We start from the raw sequence: 25,149 nt of genomic DNA on the forward strand, positions 1-25,149 counted from the left end.
CGGTCGCCATCACCGTCTGAACTGCGATGCCAGGAATGATCTGCTCAAAAGCCGCCGTGATGGCGCCAAGCGCAATTCCTTCGAGCACCGAGTAGGCAATCGCAAGTCCGGGCTTGACCATGCGCTGGAACGCCAGAATCAGGCCAACCACAAACGCGGTGACGGTGGTGCCGATTGCAACTGGCATCCACATGGCCGGCGGCAACAGGATAGCCGTTGCGACTCCCGAGATAACCGCGAGACCAAGGAGAACACCGATCTTGTTCAGTGCGTCTTGGTAGGTCATCCGGCCGTCGTCGGCGCCCATCGCAGTCCCGGACGGGTAGAACGCACCCTGATGCGACTGCTCGGGGTAGTTGCCGTAGCCCTGCTGGTCTGGGTAGCCGTAGCCAGCTTGATTCGGCTGCTGGTAATCGTAGCCCTGCTGGTAACCCTGCGGTGCTTGATTTGGCCGCTGCTGGCCGGTCTTAAAGTATGGATTATTGCTGATAATCGGATTGCTCAATGGAGCCTCCTTGATAGGTCACACCGCTCGTGCGGCACATTCGCTACTTATCTTAACGGAGAGGTAACTTAACACAAGAGTGCCACTTCACTTTTCCACATTGCGCGAGGTTTTCCATTCCGCAGGATCAGGGACGACGCCGGTCAGATACGGCTGCGGTATGACGGCGGCCAGCTCGCTGCCTCCTTATGATGAAAACTGCCCACACACCATCGCGGAGGACACATGATCACAGTCGAAAATCTGACCAAGGATTACGGCAAGACCCGCGCCGTCGACAACCTCTCTTTCTCACTTCGCCCAGGTGCCATCACTGGCTTCCTTGGCCCCAACGGCTCTGGAAAGTCCACGACGATGCGCTGCATCGTTGGCCTCGATACCCCCACGAACGGCCGCGCGCTGATCCGCGGCGTCGAGTACAACAAGCTTCGCTCCCCGCTCACCACAGTCGGCGCCCTACTCGATGGCAAGGCATTCCATCCGCGCCGCACCGCGCGCCAGCACCTGCAAATCGTTGCATCGACGCACGGTTTTCCGGCGCCGCGCGTGGATGAGGTCATTCACCTGACCGGCCTTGCCTCGGTTGCGAAGAAGAAGGTGGGCGACTTCTCGCTTGGCATGAGCCAGCGTCTGGGGATCGCGACGGCGTTGCTCGGCGATCCCCAAGTTCTGATTTTCGACGAGCCGGTCAACGGCCTTGATCCCGACGGCGTTCGCTGGGTCCGTCAGATAATGCGCGATCTTGCGCGCGAGGGGCGTACGGTTCTCGTCTCCTCGCACCTCATGAGCGAGATGGCGCAGACTGCCGACGATCTCATCATTATCGGCCGCGGTCGCCTCATCGATCACGGGCCGATTTCGAAGTTCACCGAGTCCGATCGCGGCATCCGGGTTCGGGTGCAGGGGCCCGATATGGAGGGCATCCGCGGCGCGCTACGCGAGGCGGGCTGGAACGTCGTCGACATTCGTCCAAGTCAGGGATTCCCAACGGGAGCCTTCGAGGTTCCCGGCGCCGAACGCGAAATCATCGGCCATCTGCTCTTTGAGCGGGGGCTTGAACTTCACGAGATTACCGAGATTCATTCCTCGCTCGAGGACGTGTTCATGGAGCTCACGGCGGGATCGGTTGAGTTCTCCTCGGGAGGGTCCCACCGTGGCGGGCCGCCGCCGATGCAGTATCCGCAGAATCCGCAGATGCCGTATCAGCAGATGCAGAACCCACAGATGCCGTCGGTGCCACATCCGCCGACCAATGCCCGTCCGACCACCTCGAACGAATTCTAGGGAGCAACGATGACCACAGAAGAAGCCCTCGCAACGTTCGCAGGCAAGTTCGGCGCATCGAAGTATCGCCCCACGTTCGGCCGCTCGCTTGTATCCGAAGTGAAGAAGCTGAACTCGCGCGCCATCATGATCACGATCGTGATTGGCCTCGTGTTTCAACTCGGCACGTCGTACCTGATGACGAGTCCCGATTGGATCGAGGGTTCCGGGTACGAGGTCGTGACCTTTGGCGCTCAGTTCATTGCTTTGTACATGATTATCTTCGGCACGCTCGCGGTGACCACCGAGTATTCGCACAACACCATGCGCACCACGGCACTGGCCGACCCGAATCGCACTCGGGCTTTCGCGTCGAAGCTCACGGCCGTGGCGCTCCTGAGCGGCATCTTCCTCATTGCCATGTTGATCGTGGCGTGGTTCATTGCCACGATTCAGATCGATTCGTTCGCCCCGTTCAACGAGGGTATTAAGCCATACGCCGCGATGATCGCGTTTCTCATCTTGGTGGCCTTGATGTCGGCCAGTTTCGGTTACATTCTCCGCTCGACGGCCGGGACGATCGCTCTTATGACGGTCTTGATGTTCCTCGCCGACCTTTTCGTGCTCCTGCCCGTGGAATTCTTCCAGAAGACCTACTCTCAACTCACGCCCTATGCGCTGCTGACCAAGGCGATTTCGGGGTCCAACCCGGCTTTCACCGAGTCCGTGCTGTTCGAGAGCCAGTGGATCGCGTTGGCAATTTTCGCGGGTTACACGCTCGTGGTAGTAATATCTGGCTGGGTCCTCTACCGGAAGCGGGATGCCTAGGGCCTCCCACGCCAATCCGGATAGGGTGAAGCGAGGCACTTTGAAGAAACCGACATGAATACGCGAAACAAGGCACCCGCTCTAGCATCGGCACTATTACTTTCAGCCGGAATCACTGCATGTTCAGATGAGCAGGACGTCGCCGACTCAAGCTCAAGCGCGACGGCGACGGCGGAGTCTACGCCGATTGAGTCGGAAGCACCGGCTGAGCCGTCCCCGTCGGACACGGAGAGCCGGTCCTCAGAGCCGACCCCCACCTCGACCCTGCTGTCTGAGGATGCGGTGGTCGATGGGGGTATCTACGAACAGTGGCGCGTTGACAAGGCCAGTGGTCGGCATGTGTTGGACTCCGAACACGTCCAGATTTGGTTGCCGGAGGGAATGTTGCGCGAGGAGTTTGATGACATCTACCGCCAGTCCTCAGCTGTGATTGAGTCAGGTGTCTACTCGATGACATGCGGGACTGAGGACTACCTGACCTACATAACCGAGGACTATAACCAGATGAAGTTCGGGGATTGGGAACGTCGCTTTGAGATCGTTGGCGAAAACTGTCCCACGATCGACAACTACATCCACACCGTCTTCGACGTTAGCGAGGATATGATTATCCTCCAGACCAAATACGACGTCGATTACACCGACGACCAAGGTTTTATCTCGCCGGGGTATCAAAACACTCACGCCATCGTGACCTACAAGGTGATCAAGACCAGCGAGGGTTCGACGAGGGGCTCATCCCGCACAACCCCGACATCCTTCGGGACTGGATGTAATCTACGGAATCCACATCCGAGGCCGGTGCTTACAGATCCGGGTGCTTACAGATCCGTATATTTTGTGGAGCGGCCCTTCGCCTTCGCCACGGGGTACTTGGCTCGAGTAACGTCTAGCTTCTCGCGCACGATCGCCTCCGGGTCTAGTCCGAGGTCATTGGCGAGGAACAGGCAATAGGTCAAGATGTCGGCAAGTTCCTCTTTGACGCTGTCGACCTTGAAGCCGGCATCCCACTGAAAGCACTCCAGCAGCTCGGCCGCCTCAATCGAAATCGATTTCGCGAGGTTCTCCGGGCTATGGAACTTCTTCCAGTCCCTTTCATTTCTGAACTCTTCGAGTTCTGTATTGAGGTCCTTCACGGTCATCCTTCCTGGGAGGCCTTCAATAAAGCTTCGCGCAACTGCGGGTCAACTGCGTAAATGTAGAGACCATTAACCCCGCGGGTTAGCAGGACATTCATTTCGTTACGCAGGAGGTCAAGTGAAACGTCGAGCTTGGTTCCGTCATCGAGCGAGCGCCTGTTCGTCACCGCCCTGTTCTTCGACTCCGAGGCATCAAACTGAATTCTTCCATCTCGGTACTTAATTGACGGACCGAGGATGACAGCCGCAACATTCAGATCAAAGCCCTGAACTGTAAAGTGGGAGCCCACCTCGTTGATCGTTGCTGCTTGCTCTGCCCAAGCAAGACGCTTTGTATGGCGGTCCAACTTGAGAGCCTTCGTCGTCTCGCGATTCCACGGCAACTCGAAGTCGCCGATCTTGACGGTCCACGGTCTGCCATCGGCGTCAGGGCGTCGGGCGTTGTAGTCCCAATCAAACGTAGCGAGAAGGCGCGATAGCCCCTGCTCCGTCGCCGAGGCACGCTTGCGGATATCTTCGTACATCGCCCCGACGTCGTCGTAAATCCGCAGGTCGTAGGCTGGATCGCGCGGAATAGGGCCGATGATTTGATCTCGAGTAATGCGCTGAATCCACTCTTGCGTTTCCTCATTGCCAGATATTCTCATCTGCATCTTGAGCTCAATATGCGCGTCCGCCCGCTCCATCATCTGCTCAAGTTTGTGTGGCTCCCAGTATTGGTTTCCTGCCATGACCTGGTACGGGTCAAACACGAGGACGGTGACGCGGCTTCTCTCGATAATGTCGAAAAGCTGATTGTCACCTTTGTACGACTGCTTACCTTGCGTCCACAACAGATGACCCTCATCAATGAGGACTACATCTGCAGGGTCATTTCTGTTCGTGTTGTTAATGAACGTCGTGGGCCGCGATACCTGCGTCTTCCCATTGACAGTCAGGCCAAGCTTTTTGGCTATGGAATCGTAGACCTTGACCTGCTCGGGATTGTTGACGAGTAGATACGGGCTGATCGTTCGGTACAGGTCCGGCGTTTCGGGATCGGCGCGGTTTTGGAACAGCTCGTACAAGATGGACGACAGAAGTACGGTTTTGCCGGTTCCTGCCAGTCCTGAGACCAGTATCAATTGATGCTCGTCGGTGTCAGTTCCCAACGCTTCCTCGATTGCATTGAGAATGCTACTGCGGGCCTCTTCCTGTTCCACGTTGAGCGCGTGGAATGGGGAAGCCTTGAAGAGAGCAGAGTCCCGCACGACTTCCGCGCTTGGGAAGAGCCGCTCGTTCTCGGTTCGAAGCGCCTGCCAGATGGAATCGAAGACGTCGTCGAAATACTGCTTCGTGTGGTACTGCTTTTGCGGATTGCCCCGGCGGTTCTCCACGCGAACCACCGATGGCGACGCCGTCAGATACGCCATCAAGCGATTCTCAATGTCGAGCGTCAAGGACTTGTTAAAGAGCTCGTGTCCGATGACGTACATTTCGGGATTGTCAGCGCGTTTGAACTCCAGCCAGTCGTCCCTCGTCTCGGGATCGATCGTCAGGTGCTGGTTCGTACGACTGCGGATATCCGAAGTCTCGCCAACGTAGACCCGGTATAGTTCGTTGTTTTCGTCCGTCACGACGTACACCGTCGGATAGTCGAGAATGTACTGCGCCGGTTCGGAGTGCGCGCCGCCGAGTTCGCGAGCCGCTATCTGCTCGAGCTCTCGTGAAGAATGATCCGAGTAGGAGACCACTTTGACAACGGGTTTCGCTACGGTCATGTGAGTCCTCCCTTTGATTTCTCAATCGCCACTGGCTGAGCCAGTCATGCGAAGCATTTCGAGTGTAAGCCAAACAAGCCCCGCGTTGGTTGACGGGGTAGAAACACGAGGGGAGCAACGCCACGCGGGCGAAGAAATCCAGTAATTCATAGGCAAAAAGGTCGGGTGCCGGGGCAAACGCTCCTGCACCCGGCCTCTTTGCGCGCTGCCCTAGTGCCGCGACCACGCTATAGCGGCGAATCCCAGGCCCACCACCGCCACGCCGACCAAAATCAGCGCAACCGGCGCGAGCCCGAGGCGAGCGCCGGCGATGCCCGCCAGCGGGTAGGTCAGCAGGTAGCACGCGTGCGAGAGCGAGAACTGCGCGGCAAAGACCGCCGAGCGATTCGCCGGCGAACTTCCACGGCGCAGTAGCCGCGACGACGGCGTGAGCACCATCGACGTCGTCGCGCCCGATACGATCCAAACGACCAGCAGACTTATCCACGACGCCGTCCCCTCGGCGAACGTCAAGATGGCCGCGGTGGCGAGTAGCGCGGCCGGCAAGAACAGCGCGCCGAAGAACATAACGCGTAGGTCGGAGGACCGCTGAAGCACGCCGGGGAGCGCGAAGGCGACGATCATCGAGCCCACGCCGTACGCCGCCAACAACAGTGCGACATCATCTTCGTCGCGGCCAAGCGTGCCCCGGACAATCACGACCGTGTTAACGATGACCATCGCTGTCATCGTGGAGACCACCAGATTCAATCCGAGCAGGCCACGCAGCTCAGCGTTACGCCAGAAAATGCGCGCCCCGCGCGTCACCCGCTCCCTAAACGGCGCCTGCTCCGGGGCGTCCACACCCGGGAAGTGCGCCCACACAACCAGCGCCGCCGAGCCAATAAAGCCGATAATCGTGCCGATGAACAGGTTGTTATACGAGATCACGGTCAGCAACGCGGCAGCAAGCATCGGGCTGACCACGGCTTCGAGGTCATAGGCAAGGCGCGAGAGTGAGAGCGCCCGAGTGTAGTCGCCTTCATCCGGGAGCACCTCGGGGATGACAGCCTGGAAGGTCGGCGTGAACGTCGCGGACGCCGACTGCAACAGGAAGATTAGCAGGTAAATCTGCCACTCGGCGTCGACGAACGGAAGGAACACGGCGACACCCGCGCGGACGACGTCGGCGAAAATCAGTACCGGCTTGGCCGGCAACGAGCCGACGACAGCGTTGACCACCGGCGCAACCCCCACGTAAGCAATCATCTTGATTGCCATGGCGACTCCGAGGACGAGGCCGGCGTTCTCCCCCGCGATGTCGAAGGCGAGGAGCCCAAGGGCAACCGTCAGCAGACCGGTTCCTAAGAGTGCGATGACCTGCGCACCAAACAGCTTGGCGTACGTGGGATGGCGAAGAACCTGAAGCAATCAGAGCCTTTCTCAGCGCTAACCGGACCGTGCCCCCAGTGGGACTCGAACCCACACTGGATCGATTTTAAGTCGACTGCCTCTGCCATTGGGCTATGGGGGCGTAGAGCCTAGATTACCCGCCAGCTCAGTGCGCCCAAAATGCGATATGCCAGCGTAATCGGCCCAAAAGAGTTAGACACGGTAAAAAAGGCACTAAGCTAAAGGGATAAGTCACAGCACAGCCAATCGTGACCGCAATGAAGCATTTATTTTGATTGGGGACCTCATGGGTGTCATCACTCGATACCGCAAAGCGCTCAAGAATGAGACGATTGCAGGAATCGTACTCATTATCGGTGCCGTCGTGGCTCTCGTCTGGGCGAACTTCCCAGTGAAAGAAGCCCGCGAGCTCTACGAGACCATCGCATTTACCGAGCTCTTCGAACTCGCAGGACACTCGATGTCGGCCTCCGTCATCGCCGCCGACTTCCTGCTCGCGCTCTTCTTCTTCATCGTGGGCTTGGAGCTCAAACAGGAATTCGTGATCGGTTCGCTTCGAGACGTGAAGCAGGCACTCGTGCCGATCCTTGCCGCCGTCTTCGGTATGGTCGGCCCGATAGCCGTCTACTCGATCGTCCAGCTGCTCTCGGATAGCCCGAACTGGTCCGGCTGGGCCGTGCCAGTGGCCACCGACATCGCGTTCGCACTCGGCGTGCTTGGCCTGTTCGGCAAGGGCTTGCCGATTGCGCTGCGAACCTTCCTCATGACGCTCGCGGTTGTCGACGACCTCCTAGGCATCACGATCATTGCGGTCTTCTTCTCGTCGAATCTGAACTTCGTGTTCCTTACGCTCTCGATCCTGACGATCGGCGTCTTCGGCTTCATGGTTCAGCGCCGCATCACGCACTGGTACATTCTGTGGCCGCTCGGCCTGCTGGCCTGGCTGTTCATGTTCATCTCCGGCATCCACGCCACGATCGCCGCAGTGGGCCTTGGCATGACGGTCCCGGCGATCCAGCGCAAGGACGAGCCGCTTCCGATGACCGAGCACATCACCGAGAGGCTCAACTTCTACTCGGCGGGTATCGTCCTGCCCATCTTCGCCTTCTTCGCGGCGGGCGTGAATGTCGTCGATTCCGGTGGCGTCATGGCAATGTTGACCGACCCGGCAGCAATGGGCGTCTACCTCGGCCTGCCCGTTGGTAAGACGGTTGGAATCACGCTTGGCGTGATGCTGCTCGTCTACGTGTTCAAGCTCAAGCTTGGCAAGGGGCTCAGCATTCCGGACATCATGGCCGTGTCCATGGTCTCCGGTATTGGCTTCACCGTGTCGCTCCTGATCGCAACCCTTTCGTTCGCGCCCGACGACGTGGCCGGCCCGCACGCCCGCGTGGCCGTTCTGCTCGGCACGTTCATCTCGCTCGTGCTCGGCGCGCTCCTGCTTCGCATGCGCGCTTCCTGGCACGCCAAGCATCCGCACATTGCGGCTGAGGCTGACGCCGAGCACAGCAGGGGTGGCTCCGGCGTTCCTGCGGATCACTCGGAGAGGACCTGGGGCGAGGTCGAGGGCGGCGAGCCCGAGGTCGAGCCCGGTCACTACAACCGGTAGGACACGGCCGGCTCGCCCACGGGTGGCTATGCTGGCCGGCTCGCCTGGGGCGTTCTGCCCACGGGAACTTCGCCTGCGGGCGGTCTGCCCACGGGCGCCCGACCTAGAGCGTGGGCGGATTAGGCTCGCGCGCTGCCCAGAGAGCAAGCCCGTCGAGGATGTCATGCTCCGAGGTAATCGTGTGCGTGAGGGGCACTTTGGTGGCCGTCTCAGCGGCGACGTGCCGAATGATCTCCTGCCACACGAGCGCACCGGAATGAATGACGTCCACGCGCCCCGGGTGCATGAAGGGAAGCCTCGCGCGCTCTTCGGCGGTAGAGCGGATGAACCATTCACAGACGCCGTCCACTTCAGCGAGCGACATCTCTGCGCCGTGAATTCTGGCCGCGTCATACATCGGAAGGTCGAGGGCCTTCGCCGTGATCGTGGTAATCGTGCCCGCTAGGCCGATGAGCGTGCGGGTCTCGGACAGGTCGAGGCCGGTGCGCTCGAGGGCGGCATGAACGTCGGCGCGCGCTGCGGCCACTTCTTCTTCACTTGCGGGATCGTGCTCAAGATGGCGTTCGCGCATGCGCACGCAGCCCACATTCATCGAGGCGGCACCAAGGATCGTGCCGTCATTCAGACCGAGCACAAACTCGGTGGAGCCCCCACCCAAGTCGACCGTTAGGAAAGGTTCCTCCGTGGTGTCGCCGAGCACCGACGTCGCGCCCTCAAAAGACGCACGCGCCTCTTCCTCGCCAGACAGCACCTGGACGTCGACGCCGAGGCGCTCCTTCACGCCGTCCAGGAACGCATCGCGGTTGGAGGCGTCCCGGGTGGCCGACGTCGCCGCGAAGCGAATGGACTCGACGCCGTGCTGGCGGCACTGATCCGCGTATTCGTCGACGAAGGCGAGGGTGCGCTCGAGGGCCTCCGGGTCAAACTTGCCCGTGCGGTCAACGCCCTGGCCGAGGCGGGCGACCTCCATGCGCCGCACCACGTCTTCCAGCGGCTGGTGCCGGCCCGGCACGTCCGCGATGAGCAGGCGGATTGAATTCGTCCCGCAGTCAATTCCTGCAACTCTCATCGGATACCTCCGCCCGCTGGTTTGGTGGTTGCTGGTTTGGTGGTTGCTGGCTCGGTGGTTGCCGGTTCGTGGCAACGGCACACCTCGGGGTTCCACCCTGCGAGCTCGAGCGCCTCGTCGCCTACCGGAACGACGCCGGGGCCGACCGCGAGCGCGTAGCCCGCCAACGCGTGCAGGCACTTGACGCGATCGGGCATGCCGCCGGCTGATCGATCCGTGATTTCGGGGACGTCGGCGAGGATTTCGCGGCGCTCCACATAGATGCCGTGAGCGCGCTCGTGCGCGGCGCGGTACTCGGCATCCGAGGCCAGGCGCTCGTTAAAGGGCGTCATCCCGCCCGAACTCTCGATGCGGGAAATCTCTTTGACGAGCGAAGGCAACGAGAGATAGAACAGCGTGGGGAACGGGGTGCCGTCGGGCAGGCGCGGATACGTGATCGTCACGGCCGGGTTTCCGCACGCGCAGCGGGCGCCAATGCCGACCAGCCCGCGCGGGTAGCGCCCCAACTGCTCGGTAATCACGGCCTGATCCGACTCGCGGACCTCCGTGGCGTTCGCAGCCACCTTCTTCAACGTTTCCACAGGAATCGTAGGCGTTTCATTCATGAGAACAAGCCTACCGCTTGCCTCCGACACCGCCTAAGGCTGGTCGGTGATGTCGCTGGATTTGCTGGCTCGTGTGGTGGCGGCTAGCCGGTGGGGTTGGGGTCGGCCTGGCTACCCGGTGGGGTCGGCCTAGCTATCCGGTGGGGTCGGCGGGCTGGTCGGCGGGGGCGTCCTCAGCCGGAGCCTCGGACGTGACTGGCTCGGACGGCGTCGTCGTTGGTCCAATAAGAGGCGCGTTGGAGGGGTTCTCCAACTCCCCCACGCCGCCGGCCACCGTGATCGAATCCCACATGGTCACGTAGAACGGTGTGGCTCGGCGGCGGCGGTCGTTGACCTCCTGCGTGCGCTGGGCGAGTAGCTCGTCCGGGGTGCCTTCCTCGGGGTCGGAGACGAGGTAGAGCGTCTCACCAGGCATGACGTAGCCGAGGCGTTCGCGCGCCTGACTGCGCACGTAATCGTCGTCCTGCCAGCGCGCCAGCTCCTGCTCGAGCACTTTGACGCGCGCGGTCGTGTCCTCGTACTGCTGGAGGAGGTCGCGCTTTTCTTGCTGTTGATCGAGGTACTGCGTGAGCGGACCGGCCACAACCACCACACCAAACACCGCAAACAGCAAGATCGCGAGCGCGCGCAGGGAAAACTGGCGCGTCTTCTCGCCGCTGGAGAACCGGATGGTGCGCTTCTTGTTAAACCGTTCCGATGTCGGCCGGCGGGGCTTGCGGGTGGCCTGCTGCTTGGTTGGGGTGGACGGCGTCGCCTGCGAGCGCTTCCTCGACTGTGCTGGCTGGCCTGACCGGGGCTGCCCGGGCTTGCGGGTGCCGGGCTTGCGGGTGCCGGGCGCCGAGCCCTTCCCCGCCTGCGCCGAGGCGCTCTCGGCCGTCCGTCGTCGTGCTGCAGATGCCGCCGAATCCTTCCGGGTACGCGGGCGCGAGCCAGACCCCTGTGGGCCTGACCTGCCAGATGGACGCCGCGAACTCATGCCTCCAAGTTTAGGGGTGCGCGGTCGCAAATTCGGGCAGGGCCACGGGTGAGCCACCGCGCACCCGCACACTTTTCGCAAACGGTGCAGGTTCCCACCAAACCGGGCAGGAACTACCTGCACCATTTAGAGAAAACTTGCCCCGGATGCAGAGGTCAGACCAAACCTGCCCCAGTTGCGAAGGCCGGAGCCACGAGCACGCCAAAGGGGCCGAAGATCCAAACAGATCCTCGGCCCCTTCGAGCTCATCAGCTCACGTGAGCCACAGGCGGGCTACGTGAGCCACATGCAAGTCACAAGCGGGATACCCGCCCGAGCATTCGCGGCTGTTAGGCCTTGAAGCGCGGGAACGCGGTGGCGCCTGCGTACACTGCTGCGTCGTCGAGCTCTTCCTCGATGCGCAGGAGCTGGTTGTACTTGTTGACGCGCTCGCCACGTGCCGGTGCGCCGGTCTTGATCTGGCCGGAGTTGGTGGCCACGGCGAGGTCGGCGATCGTGGTGTCTTCGGTCTCGCCCGAGCGGTGCGACGTCATCGACGTGTAGCCGTTGCGGTGTGCGAGCTCGACAGCCTCGAGCGTCTCCGAGAGCGTACCAATCTGGTTGACCTTGACGAGCAGCGAGTTCGCCGCGCCCATCTCGATGCCCTTCTTGAGGCGCTCGGGGTTGGTCACGAACAGGTCGTCGCCAACGATCTGGACCTTGTTGCCAACGCTCTTGGTCATCTCGACCCACGAGTCCCACTCGTCTTCCGAGAGCGGATCCTCGATCGAGACGATCGGGTAATCAGCCACGAGCTTCTCGTAGTAGGCGATCATCTCGGTCGGCGACTTCGAGCTACCTTCGAACTGGTAAGCGCCATCCTTGAAGAACTCGGTCGATGCGACGTCGAGCGCGAGCGCAACATCGGAGCCCGGCGTGTAGCCAGCCTTCTCGATGGCCTCCACGATGAGGTCAAGTGCCGCGGCGTTGGTCTCGAGGTTCGGGGCGAAGCCGCCCTCGTCGCCGAGGCCGGTCGCGAGGCCACGCTGCTGAAGAACCGACTTCAGCGAGTGGTAGACCTCGGAGCCAATGCGCAGGGCTTCCTTGAACGTCGGGGCGCCGATCGGAGCGATCATGAACTCCTGGATATCCACGTCGGTATCGGCGTGCTCGCCACCGTTGAGGATGTTCATCATCGGGACCGGGAGGATGTGGGCGTTCGGGCCGCCGAGGTAGGAGAACAGGGACAGGCCTGCGGACTCTGCCGACGCCTTCGCGATCGCGAGCGAAACACCGAGGATGCCGTTCGCGCCGAGCTTGCCCTTGTTGTCGGTTCCATCGAGGTCACGCAGAACCGTGTCGATGAAACGTTGCTCGGAAGCATCAAGACCGATGACTTCCTCTTCCATTTCCTCGATCACGTTAGCAACAGCGTTCGATACGCCCTTGCCGAGGTAACGCGAGTCGTCGCCGTCACGCAGTTCTACTGCTTCGAATGCACCAGTGGATGCGCCCGACGGGACTCCGGCGCGGCCAAAGTGGCCATCGTCCAGAAGAACCTCAACCTCGACGGTCGGGTTACCACGCGAATCAAGAATCTCACGTGCATGTACGGCTTCAATATTTGCCACAAGAACTCCTTCAATAGGTTATTCACCGGCAGATCGAAGCATCGATCCACCGCCACACACCATTGTCCTACGAATCGCCGACAAATAACACCGACGTTCACGCGAACCCCCGCAATTTTGCTTACGGGGCAATAGATTGATGTGACGTGCAACTCGCCGGGGCGTCTTTCGTCCCGCTTTGCCTGGGTCCGGCTGGCTCCGCTTTTTCCCGACGACGACGGTGCGCGAGTCGCGTTGCAGGTGTGCCGTAGGTGCCATTGCAGGTGGGGCGTAGGTGCCATTGCAGGTGGGGCGTGGGTGCCGGGCGTGAGGTGATATGGCCGGTGGTGGCGGGTCGGCGTGGCTGGCGGGCGACGGGCGGCGGCGGCGAGCGGCTGGCGATCGTCGTCGTCGTTGAAAACTCTTGCAAGAATAGTGCGGATTTTGCGAAAACTCATCTAGTTTTGCGAAAAAGACGAATTTTAGCCGAAAACGGCGGTTTTTGCCGATGTGCACGAAAAATTTGTCGGAGGCGGATTTTACGATTGATGCATCACTTACCGTTCCCCTCCGCGGGAGCCGGATCTCCGGCTTTTCCGCGGTATGACGCCAAAGGAGACCGCTATGTCCGCGTTATTCGCGATCGACCCGCACGGCTCTCCCGTGCGCGCGGTGACGGATGAAGAGCTCCGCGAGGGCAAGATTGCGGAGCTGGATGGGCACCTCGAGGGGCAAGTCGAGGACGCGGCAATTTCACGTGCGCGCGAGGCGGTGATGGGGATCCGGCGATCGGTCGCGGAGTTGGCCGGCGTCGATCCGGAGGTGCTTGGCGGGAAGGTTCAGCTGGCGCTGTCGGATGAGTTGGCGGACGTGTTGAAGAAGGTCACGGCGATTCGGGCGGACGTGCTGGCGGTGATCGAGGCGTCGGGCAGTTGGAAGGGGCATGGATTCCGGACGTTGGCGGATCGCGAGCGCAAGACGAGCGGGGCCACGAAGGCGGAGTCCTCGCGGACGATCACGCGGGCGAAGACTCTCAAGGACGACTTGCCGAAGTTCCGCGAGGAGGTTCACGCGGGTGCGATTTCGATGTCGCATGTGGATGTGGTGAATCGCGTGGCGAACACGCCTGAGTTGAGGGCGCGGTTGAGCGATCCCACGGACGGCGAGGCGCAGTTGCTTGCCGCGGCGAAAGACATGGACCCCGATCGATTCTCGAAGCACGCCAAGGCGTGGGCGATCAAGAACCAGCCTGAACAGTGCGAGGCCGAGGCGCGCCAGGCGGCGAAGGACGAGGACGTCACGCTTGTGGAGCGCGACGGCGGGTGGAGCTTGCGCGGCTGGCTCACGTCGGAGAATGGCGGGATCGTGAACGCCGTGTTGACCGCCGCGATGGGCGTACCGAGCGCGGCCGATCCGCGCGGGCCGAAGGAGCGGCGGGCGGGTGCGCTCGTTGGTCTGTGTGCGAATGCGGCGGAGTTTGGCGACATCAAGAAGTCGGCGCTGGTGGCGCCGCATCTGTCGGTGCATGTCCCGCTGGAGACGATGCTCGGTGCCGAGATGGCAGCACGAGTGTCGAGGGAACGGGCCGCGACGGCCATGCAGCGGGTGGGAGAGCCAGGGTCCAGCGGTGGTGAGTGGGCGGCGGGGTCCAGCGGCGGTGAGCCGGCGGATACCCTCGGGCGCATCCTGGCCACCATTTCCTCGGGATATGCGCCGGATCTGTTCGAGGGGTTCGAGCCTGCCACCTTGGATGACGGCACGCCCCTCCTCCCTTCCGAACTGCAGACATTGCTGTGCAACTCCGACATGTCGCGCGTCATCTTCGGCGCGAAAGGCGAGGTGCTCGATGCTGGTCGCAAGGATCGGTTCGTCAAGAAGAGTCAGATCAGGGCAGTGATCGCGAGAGACAAAACGTGTCGATTCCCAGGATGTGACACCACGATCTCAAGTTCCGAGGTCCATCATGCCCAACATTGGGAACACAATGGACGCACCGACATCGACAACCTCGTGATGCTGTGCTGGTTCCACCACCGCTACGTGCATAAACAGGGAATTTCGATCGTCCACCATGAAAATGGGTGGGTCTTTAGGTCGCGCACGGGGAGGATTCTGTCCGGACCACTCGATCGGGGTGACCCTGAGCGGCGTTCGCGTGATCATAACGAGCCGGCGAGGGGTGAGCCCGCGGCTCGGTCCGCGACCAAAGAAAAAGATCCTCCGAGCGTCCAGGGGACGAGTGTGCCCAAATCTGGTTGATGACCCGTGGTGCGCGGCGAGCAGCGGCGCGCGAGGAGCCGTGGTGCGCGGCGAGCAGCGATTCAGCGGGACCCGATCGTGTCCGCGATGGCGTCGTACTCGGGATAGCTCGCGCCGGGTCCGAGCGCACCCCACCCCGTGGCGTACTGCGGGCCGGCGGTGGGATCGTCGTCGCCGTAGAAGGTCGGGACGTACGTGGCTCCCGCCTTCTCGACGATCAACATGGCCGCCGCGACGTCCCACGAGTTCGCGCTCGAGCCGATCGTACAATCGGCCCAGCCGGCCGCCACGCTACACAAGCTGAGCGCACCCGAGCCGGCGCGCAACACCGATGCGAACGCTCCCAGCGCCGCTTCGACGTGCCCCAACGCGACGGCGCTTCCGTCGATCCGGAGATCCCTCGCGCCCGGGTAGCTCAAAATGATCGTGGCGTGCGGCGGCTGCTTGGCCTGCGGGGTCACGAGCACCTCGCTGTTCAGGTAGGCGCGTTCGAGGTCGGCGCTGAACATGTTGTCCGCCATCGGATCGTAGACTGCCCCCGCCACGACGCGCCCCTCCACCTCGGCGGCGATCGACACGCAGAAAAAGGCATGACCCTGGACGAAATTCGAGGTGCCGTCGATCGGGTCGAGATGCCACGTGACCGGACCCTCCCCCGGCTGCGCCCCGAATTCCTCTCCGAGGAAGCCGTAACTCGGATCCCGCTCGCGGAGCGCCGCCACAATCATGCGCTCCGACGCGCGATCATGCTCCGTCACCAGATCGGTATGGTCCACCTTCTCCTCGACCTCGAACGGCTTCCGGAAGACTCCCCTCAGGTATTCGCCCACCTCGTAGGCGACCTCCACAGCGTCACGATGCAGACGCACCGATTCCGTGACCAGCGTCTTCTCTTCTACCAATGTCATGGTCCTTCCTCCACATCCCGACGGCATGCGACCCAACTTACGTTCGGGGGATAAACGGCAACTCGACGGTTCGTTAACGGGCAGTGAAGTGAGGGGGCGATGGGCAGTGGAACCCGCGCGAGTCGATGATCGCACGGGTTGACCCGATCGATGCGAGTGGAGATTCTCGCGAGGAGTTACGAGCCGATCGTCGCGAGGAACACCGAGTCGATGACCTGCTCCACGAAGTCGAGCATCTCCTCGTTGTCGAGCGGCTTTTGAGCCCCGAGCTTTCGGGGATCCCTGACCGGCGTCGGCACCAGCAGCGTGCGGATTGCCGGCTTGGCGATCGCCTTCGGGTAGAGCCTACGCAGCCGAGCCTGTCGCGAATCCGGCAGGATGACCGGCGCGAACCGCACGTTCGGGCCCTGCATCGTGATCTCCTCGATGCCCGCCTCCCGCGCCTTCTCCCGAAGCTCCGCGAGCGCGAAGAGGCGGTCCACCTCCACCGGCACCGAGCCGTAGCGGTCCACCAACTCCTGGCGCACGTCGGCACGCTGGGCGGTCGACGTCGTCGCGGCAATCTTCGTATAGATCTCCAGCCGCAAGCGTTCGGACGTCACCCAATTCTCGGGCACGTACGCCTCGATCGGGATCTCGATGCGGATCTCCCCCGCCTTTTCGGCCTCGCTGCGCTTGTCCTGACCCGTGATGTTCGCGACCGCCTCGGAAATCATGCGAATGTACAGGTCGAAGCCGACCCCCGCGATGTGGCCCGACTGCTCGCCACCCAACAGGTTGCCAGCGCCGCGGATCTCGAGATCCTTCAGCGCCACCTGGAAGCCCGCGCCAAGCTCGGTGTGCGAGGCGATCGTACGCAGGCGCTCGAGGGCCGTCTCCGTCATCGTTCCATCGCGCGGATAGAGGAAGTAGGCATAGGCGCGGTCGCGCCCGCGGCCCACACGCCCGCGCAACTGGTGCAACTGCGAGAGGCCGAACTTGTGTGCGTTCTCGACGATGAGCGTGTTCGCATTCGCGATGTCGAGGCCCGTTTCGATGATCGTGGTGGAGACGAGCACGTCGATCTCTTTGTTCCAGAACTGGTCGATGATGAGCTCGAGCTGATGCTCGCTCATCTTGCCGTGCGCGACGCCGATCCGGGCATCCGGCACGAGCTCCTGCAGCTCCGCTGCCACACGGTTGATCGACTGCGTGCGATTGTGCACGTAGAAGACCTGCCCCTCGCGCAGCAACTCGCGCTTGATCGCGGCCGCCACCTGCTGGGGCTCATGCACGCCCACGTACGTGAGAATCGGGTGCCGCTCCTCCGGCGGCGTGGCAAGCGTGGACATCTGGCGCAGACCCGTCACCGCCATTTCGAGCGTTCGCGGAATCGGGGTGGCCGACATCGCGAGCACATCCACGGCCGGGTAGAGCTGCTTGAGCGTCTCCTTGTGTTCGACGCCGAAGCGCTGCTCCTCGTCGATCACCACGAGGCCGAGATCCTTGAACCGCACATCGCCCGTGATCAGCCGGTGCGTACCGATCACCACGTCAACCGTGCCATCGCGCAGACCCTTCTTCACGATGTCCGCCTCGCGGTCGGACTGGAAGCGCGAGAGCTGCTCCACGTTGACCGGGAATCCGGTGTAGCGCTCCTTGAACGTCTCAAGGTGCTGCTGCACGAGCAGCGTGGTGGGCGCGAGAATCGCCACCTGCTTACCGTCCTGCACCGCCTTGAACGCGGCACGCACGGCGATCTCCGTCTTGCCGTAGCCGACGTCGCCCGAGATCAGGCGGTCCATCGGCTCAGGCGACTCCATATCGCGCTTGACCTCGTCGATCGTCGAGAGCTGATCGGGCGTCTCGATGTGTTCGAAGGCGTCCTCCAACTCGTGCTGCCACGGCGTATCGGGCGAAAACGCGTGCCCCTTCGTGGCCCTGCGCTGGGCGTACAGGCGCACGAGCTCCTTCGCGATCTGCTTGACCGCCGCACGCGCCTTCGACTTCGTCTTCTCCCAGTCGGCGCCACCCATCTTGTTGAGCGAGGGTGCATCGCCGCCCGAGTACTTCGAGATTTGGTCGAGCTGGTCGGTGGGCACCCACAGCTGGTCGCGCGCCTGACCGCGGCGCGAGGGCGCGTACTCGAGCACCACGTACTCGCGCTGAGCACCGTTGGGCCCGCCGAGCTTGCGCTTGGCCAGCTGCACAAATTGCGCGACGCCGTGGCGCGCGTGAACGACGTAATCGCCCGGCTTGAGCTGAAGCGGGTCGACGGCGTTCTTGCGCCGCTTGGGCATCTGACGCTGCTGGGCCGAGCGGGCCCGCTTGCGGCCGATGAGGTCGTTCGAGCCGAGGAGCACGAACTTCGCGCCCTCCGCAACGAAGCCGGATTGCACCGGTGCCGTCACAATCGACACGACCCCCGGCGTCACCTCTTGCAGGTCCTCCGAGAAACGCGCGGGAACGTCAAAGTCCTGGAGCTGTTCGACGAGGCGCCGGCCCAAGCCCGCACCCTGTGCGGCGACGACGACCCTCCACTGCTCGCGCGCGAGCCTACCGACCTCCTCGAGCGCCCGGTCCACATTGCCCGCGAAATTCTGCGGCTCTCTCAGCGGGAGCTTCACCGCGTCCTCGCCTGCGAATCCGCCGATCGTCCACCAGCCGAGCCCGCGCTTAGTCGCCGCGCGTTCGACGTCATCGATCTCCTCGAACGACGCGTTCGACACGGAAATCGGGATCTTCCCGCCGGACGCGGCCGATGACCACGCCGCCGCGAGGAACTCCTGCGTCGTCTCGTGGAGCGATTCGGCGCGCTGGTCGAGGCGTTCGGGCTCGACCAGGATGATGCGCGCGGTGTCGGGGAGCTCGTTGACGAATAGGTGCATCTTCTCGACGAGGACGGGCTGGAGCGATTCCATGCCCTCCACGGCGATTCCGTTCGCGATCTTGTCGAGCATGTCGAGCGCCCCGGGAAGGTCGTCGATCGCCTTCGAGGCGCGGGAACGCACGTCGTCGGTGAGGAGGATTTCGCGGCACGGCGGGGCGTAGAGCTCGTTGACGGCGTCCATCGACCGCTGGTCGGAGACGGCGAACGTGCGGATCTCGTCCACTTCGTCGCCGAAGAATTCCACGCGTAGCGGGTGGTCGGCCGTCGGCGGGAAGACGTCGACGATCCCGCCGCGCACGGCGAACTGCCCGCGTGCCTCGATCATGTCCACCCGCGCGTAGGCCGCGCCGACGAGGCGTTCCTGCAACTCGTTGAAATCCACGAAATCGCCCACGCGCAGCGTGACCGGTTCGAGGTCGCCGAGACCGGCCGCGATCGGCTGGAGGAAGGCACGGATCGGGACGAGCAGCACCCTGAGCTCGGGGAACTCCCCCGGGTGGGCGAGGCGGCGCAGCGTGGTGAGGCGCTCGGCCACCGTGTCGGAGCGCGGCGAGAGCCGCTCGTGCGGGAGGGTCTCCCACGCGGGGAAGATCGCCATGTTTTCGGCGGGCACGTAGGCGCGCAGGGCGTCGCGCAGGTCTTCGGCCTCGCGCCCCGACGTCGTCACTGCGACCTGCAGCCGACCATCCCCCTTGCGCAGCACCTCCGCGATCGCGGGCGCAAACGCCCCGCGCGGCATGCCGAAATCGCCGAAGCGATCGTTGGCGTGCGGGGAGAGCGCGTCGATGTGGTCGAGAATATCGAGAACGGGGCGAAGATCCATGGGGTCCTATCGAGGCGAATGGAGGCGGAGCGTTGCCTTGTCGAGGCCGAGGGCGAGCACGTCCTCGACGGCGTCGGCGGCCTCGTCAATCAGGGTGTCGAGCGTCTTGCGCTCGGTGGATGAGAAGTCGGAGAGCACGTAGTCGGCCGGATTTTGGCGGCCGGGCGGGCGGCCGATGCCGAACCGGAGGCGGATGAAGTCCTGCGTGCCCAGTGATTTCGAGATGTCCTTCAGGCCGTTGTGGCCGCCGGCTCCCCCGCCGCGCTTGAGTTTGAGCGTGCCGAAGGGGAGGTCGAGCTCGTCGTGGACGACGATGAGGTTCTCCGGCTCGACCTTGAAATAGCTGAGCAGCGAGGAGACCGGGCCGCCCGAGGTGTTCATGTAGCCGTTCGAGATTCCGAGGATGACGCGCTCGCCGGGCGGGGGCCCCACGCGCAGCGAGGCCGCCTGTGTATTTGACTGCTTGTGCGCGGACAGCGAGGTGCCCGCGCGGTGGGCGAGCAGGTGCACGACGTGCTGGCCGATATTGTGGCGGGTCGCCTCGTAGCGCGGGCCGGGATTACCGAGGCCGACAACTGCAAACATACGATTCCTTCACTGTGCGAGGACCTAGCCAAGACTATCAACCTGTTGCGACTCTGCCGTGACGCGCGAGAGGCCCGCTCGGTGCGCAGTGCACGGAACGGGCCACTCGAAGATTGACGGTTGAGGGGATTTCTCCTCGACGGGATTACTCCTCGTCGTCGCCTTCGCCGGCTTCCTTGGCGTCGTCTTCTGCAGGCTCTTCGCCGGCTTCCTCGGCGCCCTCTTCGGGCTCGGGGAGCTCGACTTCCTGCGGCTCAGCAACAACGACGACGACGTCGTCCATTGCGAGCTCGGTGGTGACACCCTCGGGGAACGTGATGTCGCCGACGGTGAGGTTGTTGCCATCCTCGACGCCTTCGACGTCGATCTGGATCGTCTCCGGGATGTCGGACACCGGCGCGAGGACGGTCATCGCCATGAGCTCGAGCGTTGCAATTGCGTCGCCAGCGGGCTCGCCAACGATTTCGACCGGGACGTCGACTGCGACCTTCTCGTCAGCCTTCACGCGGAGCAGGTCAAGGTGCTCAACGAGGCGCGTAAGCGGGTTGCGCTGGATGTCCTTCACGATGACGAGCTGCTTATCGCCCTCGATCTGAAGGTTAAGAAGCGCGTTCGCGTTACCGCGGATGATGAGGTAGGCCTCGTGGTAGTCGAGCGTGAGGTGGACGGGGTCCTCGCCGTGGCCGTACACAACGGCCGGGAGGCGGCCGTCGCGGCGGAGGCGGCGCGATGCGCCCTTGCCGAACTCTTCGCGCTTGATGGTTTCAAGCTGTGGCGTCTTCGATGCCATATCTATTCTCCTGTTCTGTATGGCTCGCGATGTGCGAGCAGGGGCCCCGAAACGGAGGCTATGACAGGCATAGACACCGCGTCGATAACGGAACTCGCCCGCTCCTGGTGGAACGGAGTCGGTTCCCTCGCCGAGGCAACCCCACCACTATAGCCGCGTGGCAACGCGCGAGAAAAGTGGGCGTGCGAAGATCACAGCGCGAGGCGTCAGTGAGCCCCGTCGAAGAGGCTCGTCACCGAGCCGTCGTTGAAGACTTCCTCGATGGCCGATGCGAGAACCGGCGCGATGGGGAGGACGGTCAGCTGCGGGAATCGCTTCTCCACGGGGATCGGCAACGTATCGGTGATGACCACCTCGCGCACGCCGACCTCCGAGAGTCGCTTGGCCGCCGGGTCGGAGAGCACGCCGTGCGTGGCCGCGATGATCACGTCCTTCGCGCCCGCCTCGAGCACCACCCGAACCGCGCCCACGATCGTTCCCGCCGTGTCGATGAGGTCGTCCACGATAACCGCCGTGCAGCCCTGGACGTCGCCCACCACGCGATTGGCCGTCGCTTCGTTCGGACGCGTGATGTCACGGGTCTTGTGCACGAACGCGAGCGGCACGCCACCGAGGCGATCGCCCCACTGCTCGGCCACCTTGATTCGGCCCGCATCCGGCGAAACCACCACGGTGTTGGCGGTGTCAATGCGCGTACGCACGTACTCGACCAGCGTGGGCATCGCCCACAGGTGATCGACCGGCCCGTCGAAGAAGCCCTGCGTCTGCGCGGCGTGCAGGTCCACCGACATGATGCGGTCGGCCCCCGCCGTCTTGTACAGGTCCGCGAGCAGGCGGGCCGAAATCGGCTCGCGCCCCTTGTGCTTCTTGTCCTGGCGCGCGTAGGGGTAGTTTGGAATGACCACCGTAATGCGCTTGGCCGAGGCGCGCTTCGCGGCGTCGACCATAATGAGGGACTCCATAATCCACTTGTTCACCGGCACGGTGATGGATTGAAGAATGAAGACGTCAGTTCCCCGAACTGATTCGTCGAAGCGAACGTAAATTTCGGAATTGGCGAAGTCGTAAGCCGTGACTGGGAGCAGATCGATTCCCAACTCATCGGCCACCGCCCTGGCTAGTTCGGGGTGAGCCCTGCCGCTCGCCAAGACCAGATGCTTCTCACCGTGGGTGTGAATGCCCGTCATCAAACTACTTTCTGTCGTAACCACAGATGGCTTCTGAGTTCCTCCACTACCCTACTCCGCAAGCGGGGCGCGGGTCCGCGAATTTCTAGGTCCGGACGTTGTTTCTCATCACACGGACACTCGCCGGCGCTAGCCGAGCACGCTAAACGGCGCGACCTTCTCGTCCGCCGCGATATCGACGTCGTTAGCTACCGTATGCGGGACCTGCGCGCGCTCGCCAACGCTCACGTTCGTCAGCTGCGAGTATGGCCCGACGACGGCGAACGCTGCCACGTGCGTCCCTCCGCGCAAGATGGTTCCGGGTTCGACGACGGCGTCCGGCTCGAGCGTGACGTCGACGTCGACGTAGGTGGTGGTCGGGTCCGTGATGGCCACGCCCTGAAGCATCCACGTCTCGAGGATGCGGCGGTTCTTCTCCACACGCAGCTCGGCCAGCTGCACGAGCGTGTTGACGCCCGAGGCTTCCATGCCGTCCTCGAGCACGAAAGAACCGACGCCCCGGCCGGAGGTGTGGGCGGCCTCGATCGCGTCGGTCAGGTAGACCTCGCCCTGCGCGTTATCCGTGCCGAGCGTCTCGAGGATCTCGCGCAGGAACGCGATGTCAAAGATGTAGGTGGACGTGCCGACCTCGTGGATGCCGAGCTGATTGTCCGAGGCGTCGGCGTGCTCAACGATGCCGATCACCGATCCGGTGGCGCCCGCGTTGCCAGCCACCTCGTCGGGGCCGGCGGCGTCGCGCTTGATGCGGCCGTAGCCCGTAGGATCTTCGAGAATGGTGGACAGGACGGTCACCGCGTTATCGCCGGACTCGTGGGCCTCGGCGAGCTTGGTCAGGGACGCGGCGGAGAACATTGGCGAATCACCGGCAATGACGAGCACGGAGCCTTCAAGATCCGCCGGGAGCGCCTGCAGGCCACACCACGCAGCCCGGCCGGTTCCCTTAATGTCGTCCTGGTCGGCAATCAGCGCGTCGGGATTGATCTGTTCGATGTGGGCTGCGACCCTGTCGCGCTCGTGGCGGACCACGAAAACCGTGTGCTCGGAGCCAGCCCCGAGGACGGCGTCGTTCACGTGCCCCACGAGAGAACGCCCGCACATCGGCAGCAGAACTTTCGGAATTTCAGACTTGATTCGGGTGCCTTTACCTGCCGCGAGAATAATTGCGGCCGTCAACTCTGCCACGGTGCCTCCTGAGCTCGAGCGCTCCGCCACTAGGATTCGAACCTAGACTAAGGGTTCCAAAGACCCGTGTGCTGCCCTTACACCATGGCGGAATTCTCCCTTATTGTGCCAGTGCCGGGCGCCCGATTTCCAATTGGAGACGCAATCTGGCGGTCTTTGCAATAATGGGCACATGAAGAATGACACCCCCGCAGGTCAGGTCCCTCGTCCGAAGCGTTCACGTATGACTCGCATCGAACGCCGCGAGCAACTCATCGGAATCGGCAGGCAACTGTTCGCCGCCCACGGTTTCGACGCCGTTTCGGTGGAGGAGATCGCCTCGGCGGCCGGGGTATCCAAGCCGGTCATTTACAAGCATTTCGGAGGTAAGGAAGGCCTGTACCAGGTGATCGTGGACCGCGAGACCACCACCCTCAACAGCATCCTCGAGGAGCAGATCCGGCCCGATCTCCACCCGCGCGAGGCCCTCGAGGGCACGATCGTGGGCCTGCTCGACTACATTCAGGTCAACCCCGACGGCTTCGGGCTAATGGTCCACCAATCGCCGGACGTGCTGGCGGGCTCTCAGTTCTCCACCATCATGTCGGATATGGGCGAGCACCTGACGCGGTTGCTGGGCGCCTACTTCGAGCAGCTCGGCTTTAACGTGGACACCGCACCGCTGTACGGGCAGATGCTCGCGGGCATGGTGGGCACGATGGGTCAGTCGTGGTCGAAGGAGAAGGAGACCACGAAGGAGGTCCTTGCGGCGCACCTGGTCAACCTCATGTGGAACGGGTTGCGCGGGCTCGAGCACAATCCGACGCTCGATTACGCGTAGCCGGAGCGGGCACTCACGTTTACTTGCATTCGGGGAAAGTAATCCCGTATACTTTCCTCAAGTGCAAGTAATCGACCGAACGGGAGACCCGCGATGACCACCGAGCATGGCGCAGCAGAACGGCGCGCCGAGATGCGCGCCATCGAACGCGCCGAGGCCCTGCCCTACACCACGATCCCTCCGAGCCGACCCTGGGAGCCCTTCCTCTTCGCCGGGTTCGTCACGCTGGTTATTCTCGGCGTGATCCTCTCCCGTCACGAGGGCCTCATCTGGGCCCTCCTCATCGACGCCGTCGCCATCATCGGGCTGAACGTCTACCTGCGCTACCGCATTCGCCTGAACAAGAGCATGCCGAACGCGGCGGCCGCGCCGCCCGAGATCAAGCGCGCTTACAACAAGTTCGGCCTGTGGCTCATCGTCATCCTGCTCGCCGGCATCGTCGGACTTCCGTTTGCGCCGCTGCCGTGGCCGTGGTTCGGCCTCGTGCTCGTGTTTCTCGCCGTCCTTCCCCTGTACCGGGTCTATGACAAGCGCTGGTATGCCGACGCCGTTCGCGACCTCGAAGCGAGACTCGCATGAGCGCTGAAAGCCATACCAAACGGCCCGACCAGCCCGAGCAGCACGGGATACCCGACCTCGATCCGGTCCTCCACTTCGCCAAACGCACCGTCATCATGGGCGTGCTCTCCTCGGCCACCACCGTCGAATTCGCCTATCTCAAGGAGCACCTCGACCTCGCCGATTCGGACCTGTCCAAGCAAATGCGTACCCTCGCTGACGCCGGCTACGTGAAAATCCACAAGACCGGCCACGGCCGCTCCGGCAACACCGAATACTCGGCCACGCGCGCCGGCCTGAAAGCGTACAAGAACTACAAGCGGCAACTAGCGCAGATGCTCGGTCTCAGTCCCGAGTCCTAGCGCGCCGTCTTGTTTGCCTACCGCCGCGTAGGGCAAACTGTTACCACCTGACCTCTCCAAGGAAGACGATA

At 62.9% G+C, this 25,149-nt stretch carries 21 protein-coding genes and 2 tRNA genes; 7 read left to right on the forward strand and 16 right to left on the reverse strand.

All coding sequences use genetic code 11. From position 1 onward, the window contains the following. Nucleotides 1–505 (reverse strand): Bax inhibitor-1/YccA family protein (locus tag ACHFFR_RS00460; protein ID WP_394262303.1); only part of this gene is annotated, 505 nt, incomplete at its 3' end. Between the two features lie 225 nt (nucleotides 506–730). On the opposite strand from ACHFFR_RS00460, the gene ACHFFR_RS00465 reads away from it, so the two are divergent. Both ACHFFR_RS00465 and ACHFFR_RS00470 read left to right on the forward strand, forming a co-directional pair. After that, nucleotides 731–1,789 (forward strand): ATP-binding cassette domain-containing protein, encoded by a 1,059-nt coding sequence (locus ACHFFR_RS00465; RefSeq protein ID WP_394262304.1) that lies wholly within the window; start codon nucleotides 731–733, stop codon nucleotides 1,787–1,789. Nucleotides 1,790–1,798: 9 nt separating this feature from the next. Then, nucleotides 1,799–2,596, forward strand: a complete 798-nt coding sequence (locus ACHFFR_RS00470; protein ID WP_394262305.1) for a hypothetical protein — start codon at nucleotides 1,799–1,801, stop codon at nucleotides 2,594–2,596. An 821-nt stretch (nucleotides 2,597–3,417) separates the two neighbouring features. On the opposite strand, the gene ACHFFR_RS00475 is transcribed toward ACHFFR_RS00470, so the two are convergent. The 4 genes from ACHFFR_RS00475 to ACHFFR_RS00490 form a co-directional block, all read right to left on the reverse strand. Then, nucleotides 3,418–3,732, reverse strand: a complete 315-nt coding sequence (locus tag ACHFFR_RS00475) for a nucleotide pyrophosphohydrolase (protein ID WP_394262306.1) — start codon at nucleotides 3,730–3,732, stop codon at nucleotides 3,418–3,420. A gap of 2 nt (nucleotides 3,733–3,734) precedes the next feature. Continuing rightward, nucleotides 3,735–5,495 carry a DNA/RNA helicase domain-containing protein gene (locus ACHFFR_RS00480; protein WP_394262307.1) on the reverse strand — a complete coding sequence of 587 codons (1,761 nt, stop codon included), beginning with the start codon at nucleotides 5,493–5,495 and terminating at the stop codon, nucleotides 3,735–3,737. Between the two features lie 210 nt (nucleotides 5,496–5,705). Further along, nucleotides 5,706–6,905: an MFS transporter gene (locus ACHFFR_RS00485; protein ID WP_394262308.1), complete on the reverse strand. Its 1,200-nt coding sequence runs from the start codon at nucleotides 6,903–6,905 to the stop codon at nucleotides 5,706–5,708. Nucleotides 6,906–6,935: 30 nt separating this feature from the next. Further along, a tRNA-Leu gene (locus ACHFFR_RS00490) sits at nucleotides 6,936–7,008 on the reverse strand. A gap of 165 nt (nucleotides 7,009–7,173) precedes the next feature. On the opposite strand from ACHFFR_RS00490, the gene nhaA reads away from it, so the two are divergent. Next, on the forward strand, nucleotides 7,174–8,496 hold the full coding sequence (gene nhaA, locus ACHFFR_RS00495; RefSeq protein ID WP_394262309.1) for a Na+/H+ antiporter NhaA: 1,323 nt from the start codon (nucleotides 7,174–7,176) through the stop codon (nucleotides 8,494–8,496). A 103-nt stretch (nucleotides 8,497–8,599) separates the two neighbouring features. Here nhaA and ACHFFR_RS00500 read toward each other — a convergent pair whose 3' ends face one another. The 4 genes from ACHFFR_RS00500 to eno form a co-directional block, all read right to left on the reverse strand. Then, a complete protein-coding gene (locus ACHFFR_RS00500) occupies nucleotides 8,600–9,565 on the reverse strand; it encodes an exopolyphosphatase (protein ID WP_394262310.1) in 966 nt (321 codons plus the stop codon). Further along, a complete protein-coding gene (locus ACHFFR_RS00505; protein ID WP_394262311.1) occupies nucleotides 9,562–10,170 on the reverse strand; it encodes a DUF501 domain-containing protein in 609 nt (202 codons plus the stop codon). The genes ACHFFR_RS00500 and ACHFFR_RS00505 overlap by 4 nt, the downstream gene beginning before the upstream one ends. A 133-nt stretch (nucleotides 10,171–10,303) precedes the next feature. Further along, the gene (locus ACHFFR_RS00510) at nucleotides 10,304–11,146 is read right to left on the reverse strand and encodes a septum formation initiator family protein (RefSeq protein ID WP_394262312.1); all 843 of its coding nucleotides are present in this window, start codon (nucleotides 11,144–11,146) and stop codon (nucleotides 10,304–10,306) included. 329 nt (nucleotides 11,147–11,475) lie between these two features. Continuing rightward, the gene (gene eno, locus ACHFFR_RS00515) at nucleotides 11,476–12,756 is read right to left on the reverse strand and encodes a phosphopyruvate hydratase (RefSeq protein WP_394262313.1); all 1,281 of its coding nucleotides are present in this window, start codon (nucleotides 12,754–12,756) and stop codon (nucleotides 11,476–11,478) included. A gap of 603 nt (nucleotides 12,757–13,359) precedes the next feature. On the opposite strand from eno, the gene ACHFFR_RS00520 reads away from it, so the two are divergent. After that, the gene (locus ACHFFR_RS00520; RefSeq protein ID WP_394262314.1) at nucleotides 13,360–14,994 is read left to right on the forward strand and encodes a DUF222 domain-containing protein; all 1,635 of its coding nucleotides are present in this window, start codon (nucleotides 13,360–13,362) and stop codon (nucleotides 14,992–14,994) included. Nucleotides 14,995–15,056: 62 nt separating this feature from the next. On the opposite strand, the gene ACHFFR_RS00525 is transcribed toward ACHFFR_RS00520, so the two are convergent. The 7 genes from ACHFFR_RS00525 to ACHFFR_RS00555 all read right to left on the reverse strand — a co-directional run bounded on the left by ACHFFR_RS00525 (nucleotide 15,057) and on the right by ACHFFR_RS00555 (nucleotide 23,430). Then, nucleotides 15,057–15,902 carry an inositol monophosphatase family protein gene (locus ACHFFR_RS00525; protein WP_394262315.1) on the reverse strand — a complete coding sequence of 282 codons (846 nt, stop codon included), beginning with the start codon at nucleotides 15,900–15,902 and terminating at the stop codon, nucleotides 15,057–15,059. Between the two features lie 176 nt (nucleotides 15,903–16,078). Then, complete coding sequence (mfd, locus tag ACHFFR_RS00530; protein ID WP_394262316.1) at nucleotides 16,079–19,594, reverse strand: transcription-repair coupling factor; 3,516 nt, start codon at nucleotides 19,592–19,594, stop codon at nucleotides 16,079–16,081. A 6-nt stretch (nucleotides 19,595–19,600) separates the two neighbouring features. Next, a complete protein-coding gene (pth, locus tag ACHFFR_RS00535; protein WP_394262317.1) occupies nucleotides 19,601–20,179 on the reverse strand; it encodes an aminoacyl-tRNA hydrolase in 579 nt (192 codons plus the stop codon). A gap of 145 nt (nucleotides 20,180–20,324) precedes the next feature. Then, nucleotides 20,325–20,969 (reverse strand): 50S ribosomal protein L25/general stress protein Ctc, encoded by a 645-nt coding sequence (locus ACHFFR_RS00540; protein ID WP_394262318.1) that lies wholly within the window; start codon nucleotides 20,967–20,969, stop codon nucleotides 20,325–20,327. Nucleotides 20,970–21,175: 206 nt separating this feature from the next. Then, a complete protein-coding gene (locus ACHFFR_RS00545; protein WP_394262319.1) occupies nucleotides 21,176–22,156 on the reverse strand; it encodes a ribose-phosphate diphosphokinase in 981 nt (326 codons plus the stop codon). Nucleotides 22,157–22,285: 129 nt separating this feature from the next. Then, nucleotides 22,286–23,338, reverse strand: a complete 1,053-nt coding sequence (locus tag ACHFFR_RS00550; protein WP_394262320.1) for an NTP transferase domain-containing protein — start codon at nucleotides 23,336–23,338, stop codon at nucleotides 22,286–22,288. Between the two features lie 21 nt (nucleotides 23,339–23,359). Next, nucleotides 23,360–23,430: transfer RNA gene (locus ACHFFR_RS00555), tRNA-Gln, on the reverse strand. Between the two features lie 80 nt (nucleotides 23,431–23,510). Between ACHFFR_RS00555 and ACHFFR_RS00560 the strand changes: the two genes are divergently transcribed. From ACHFFR_RS00560 to ACHFFR_RS00570, 3 genes are all read left to right on the forward strand, one after another. Further along, nucleotides 23,511–24,158 carry a TetR/AcrR family transcriptional regulator gene (locus tag ACHFFR_RS00560; protein ID WP_394262321.1) on the forward strand — a complete coding sequence of 216 codons (648 nt, stop codon included), beginning with the start codon at nucleotides 23,511–23,513 and terminating at the stop codon, nucleotides 24,156–24,158. A 93-nt stretch (nucleotides 24,159–24,251) separates the two neighbouring features. Next, a complete protein-coding gene (locus ACHFFR_RS00565; protein WP_394262322.1) occupies nucleotides 24,252–24,737 on the forward strand; it encodes a hypothetical protein in 486 nt (161 codons plus the stop codon). Continuing rightward, nucleotides 24,734–25,078 carry a transcriptional regulator gene (locus ACHFFR_RS00570; protein WP_394262323.1) on the forward strand — a complete coding sequence of 115 codons (345 nt, stop codon included), beginning with the start codon at nucleotides 24,734–24,736 and terminating at the stop codon, nucleotides 25,076–25,078. Before ACHFFR_RS00565 ends, ACHFFR_RS00570 begins: the two co-directional genes overlap by 4 nt. Nucleotides 25,079–25,149: the final 71 nt, after the last annotated feature.

The organism is Trueperella sp. (assembly GCF_043424875.1).
Lineage (GTDB): Bacteria > Actinomycetota > Actinomycetes > Actinomycetales > Actinomycetaceae > Trueperella.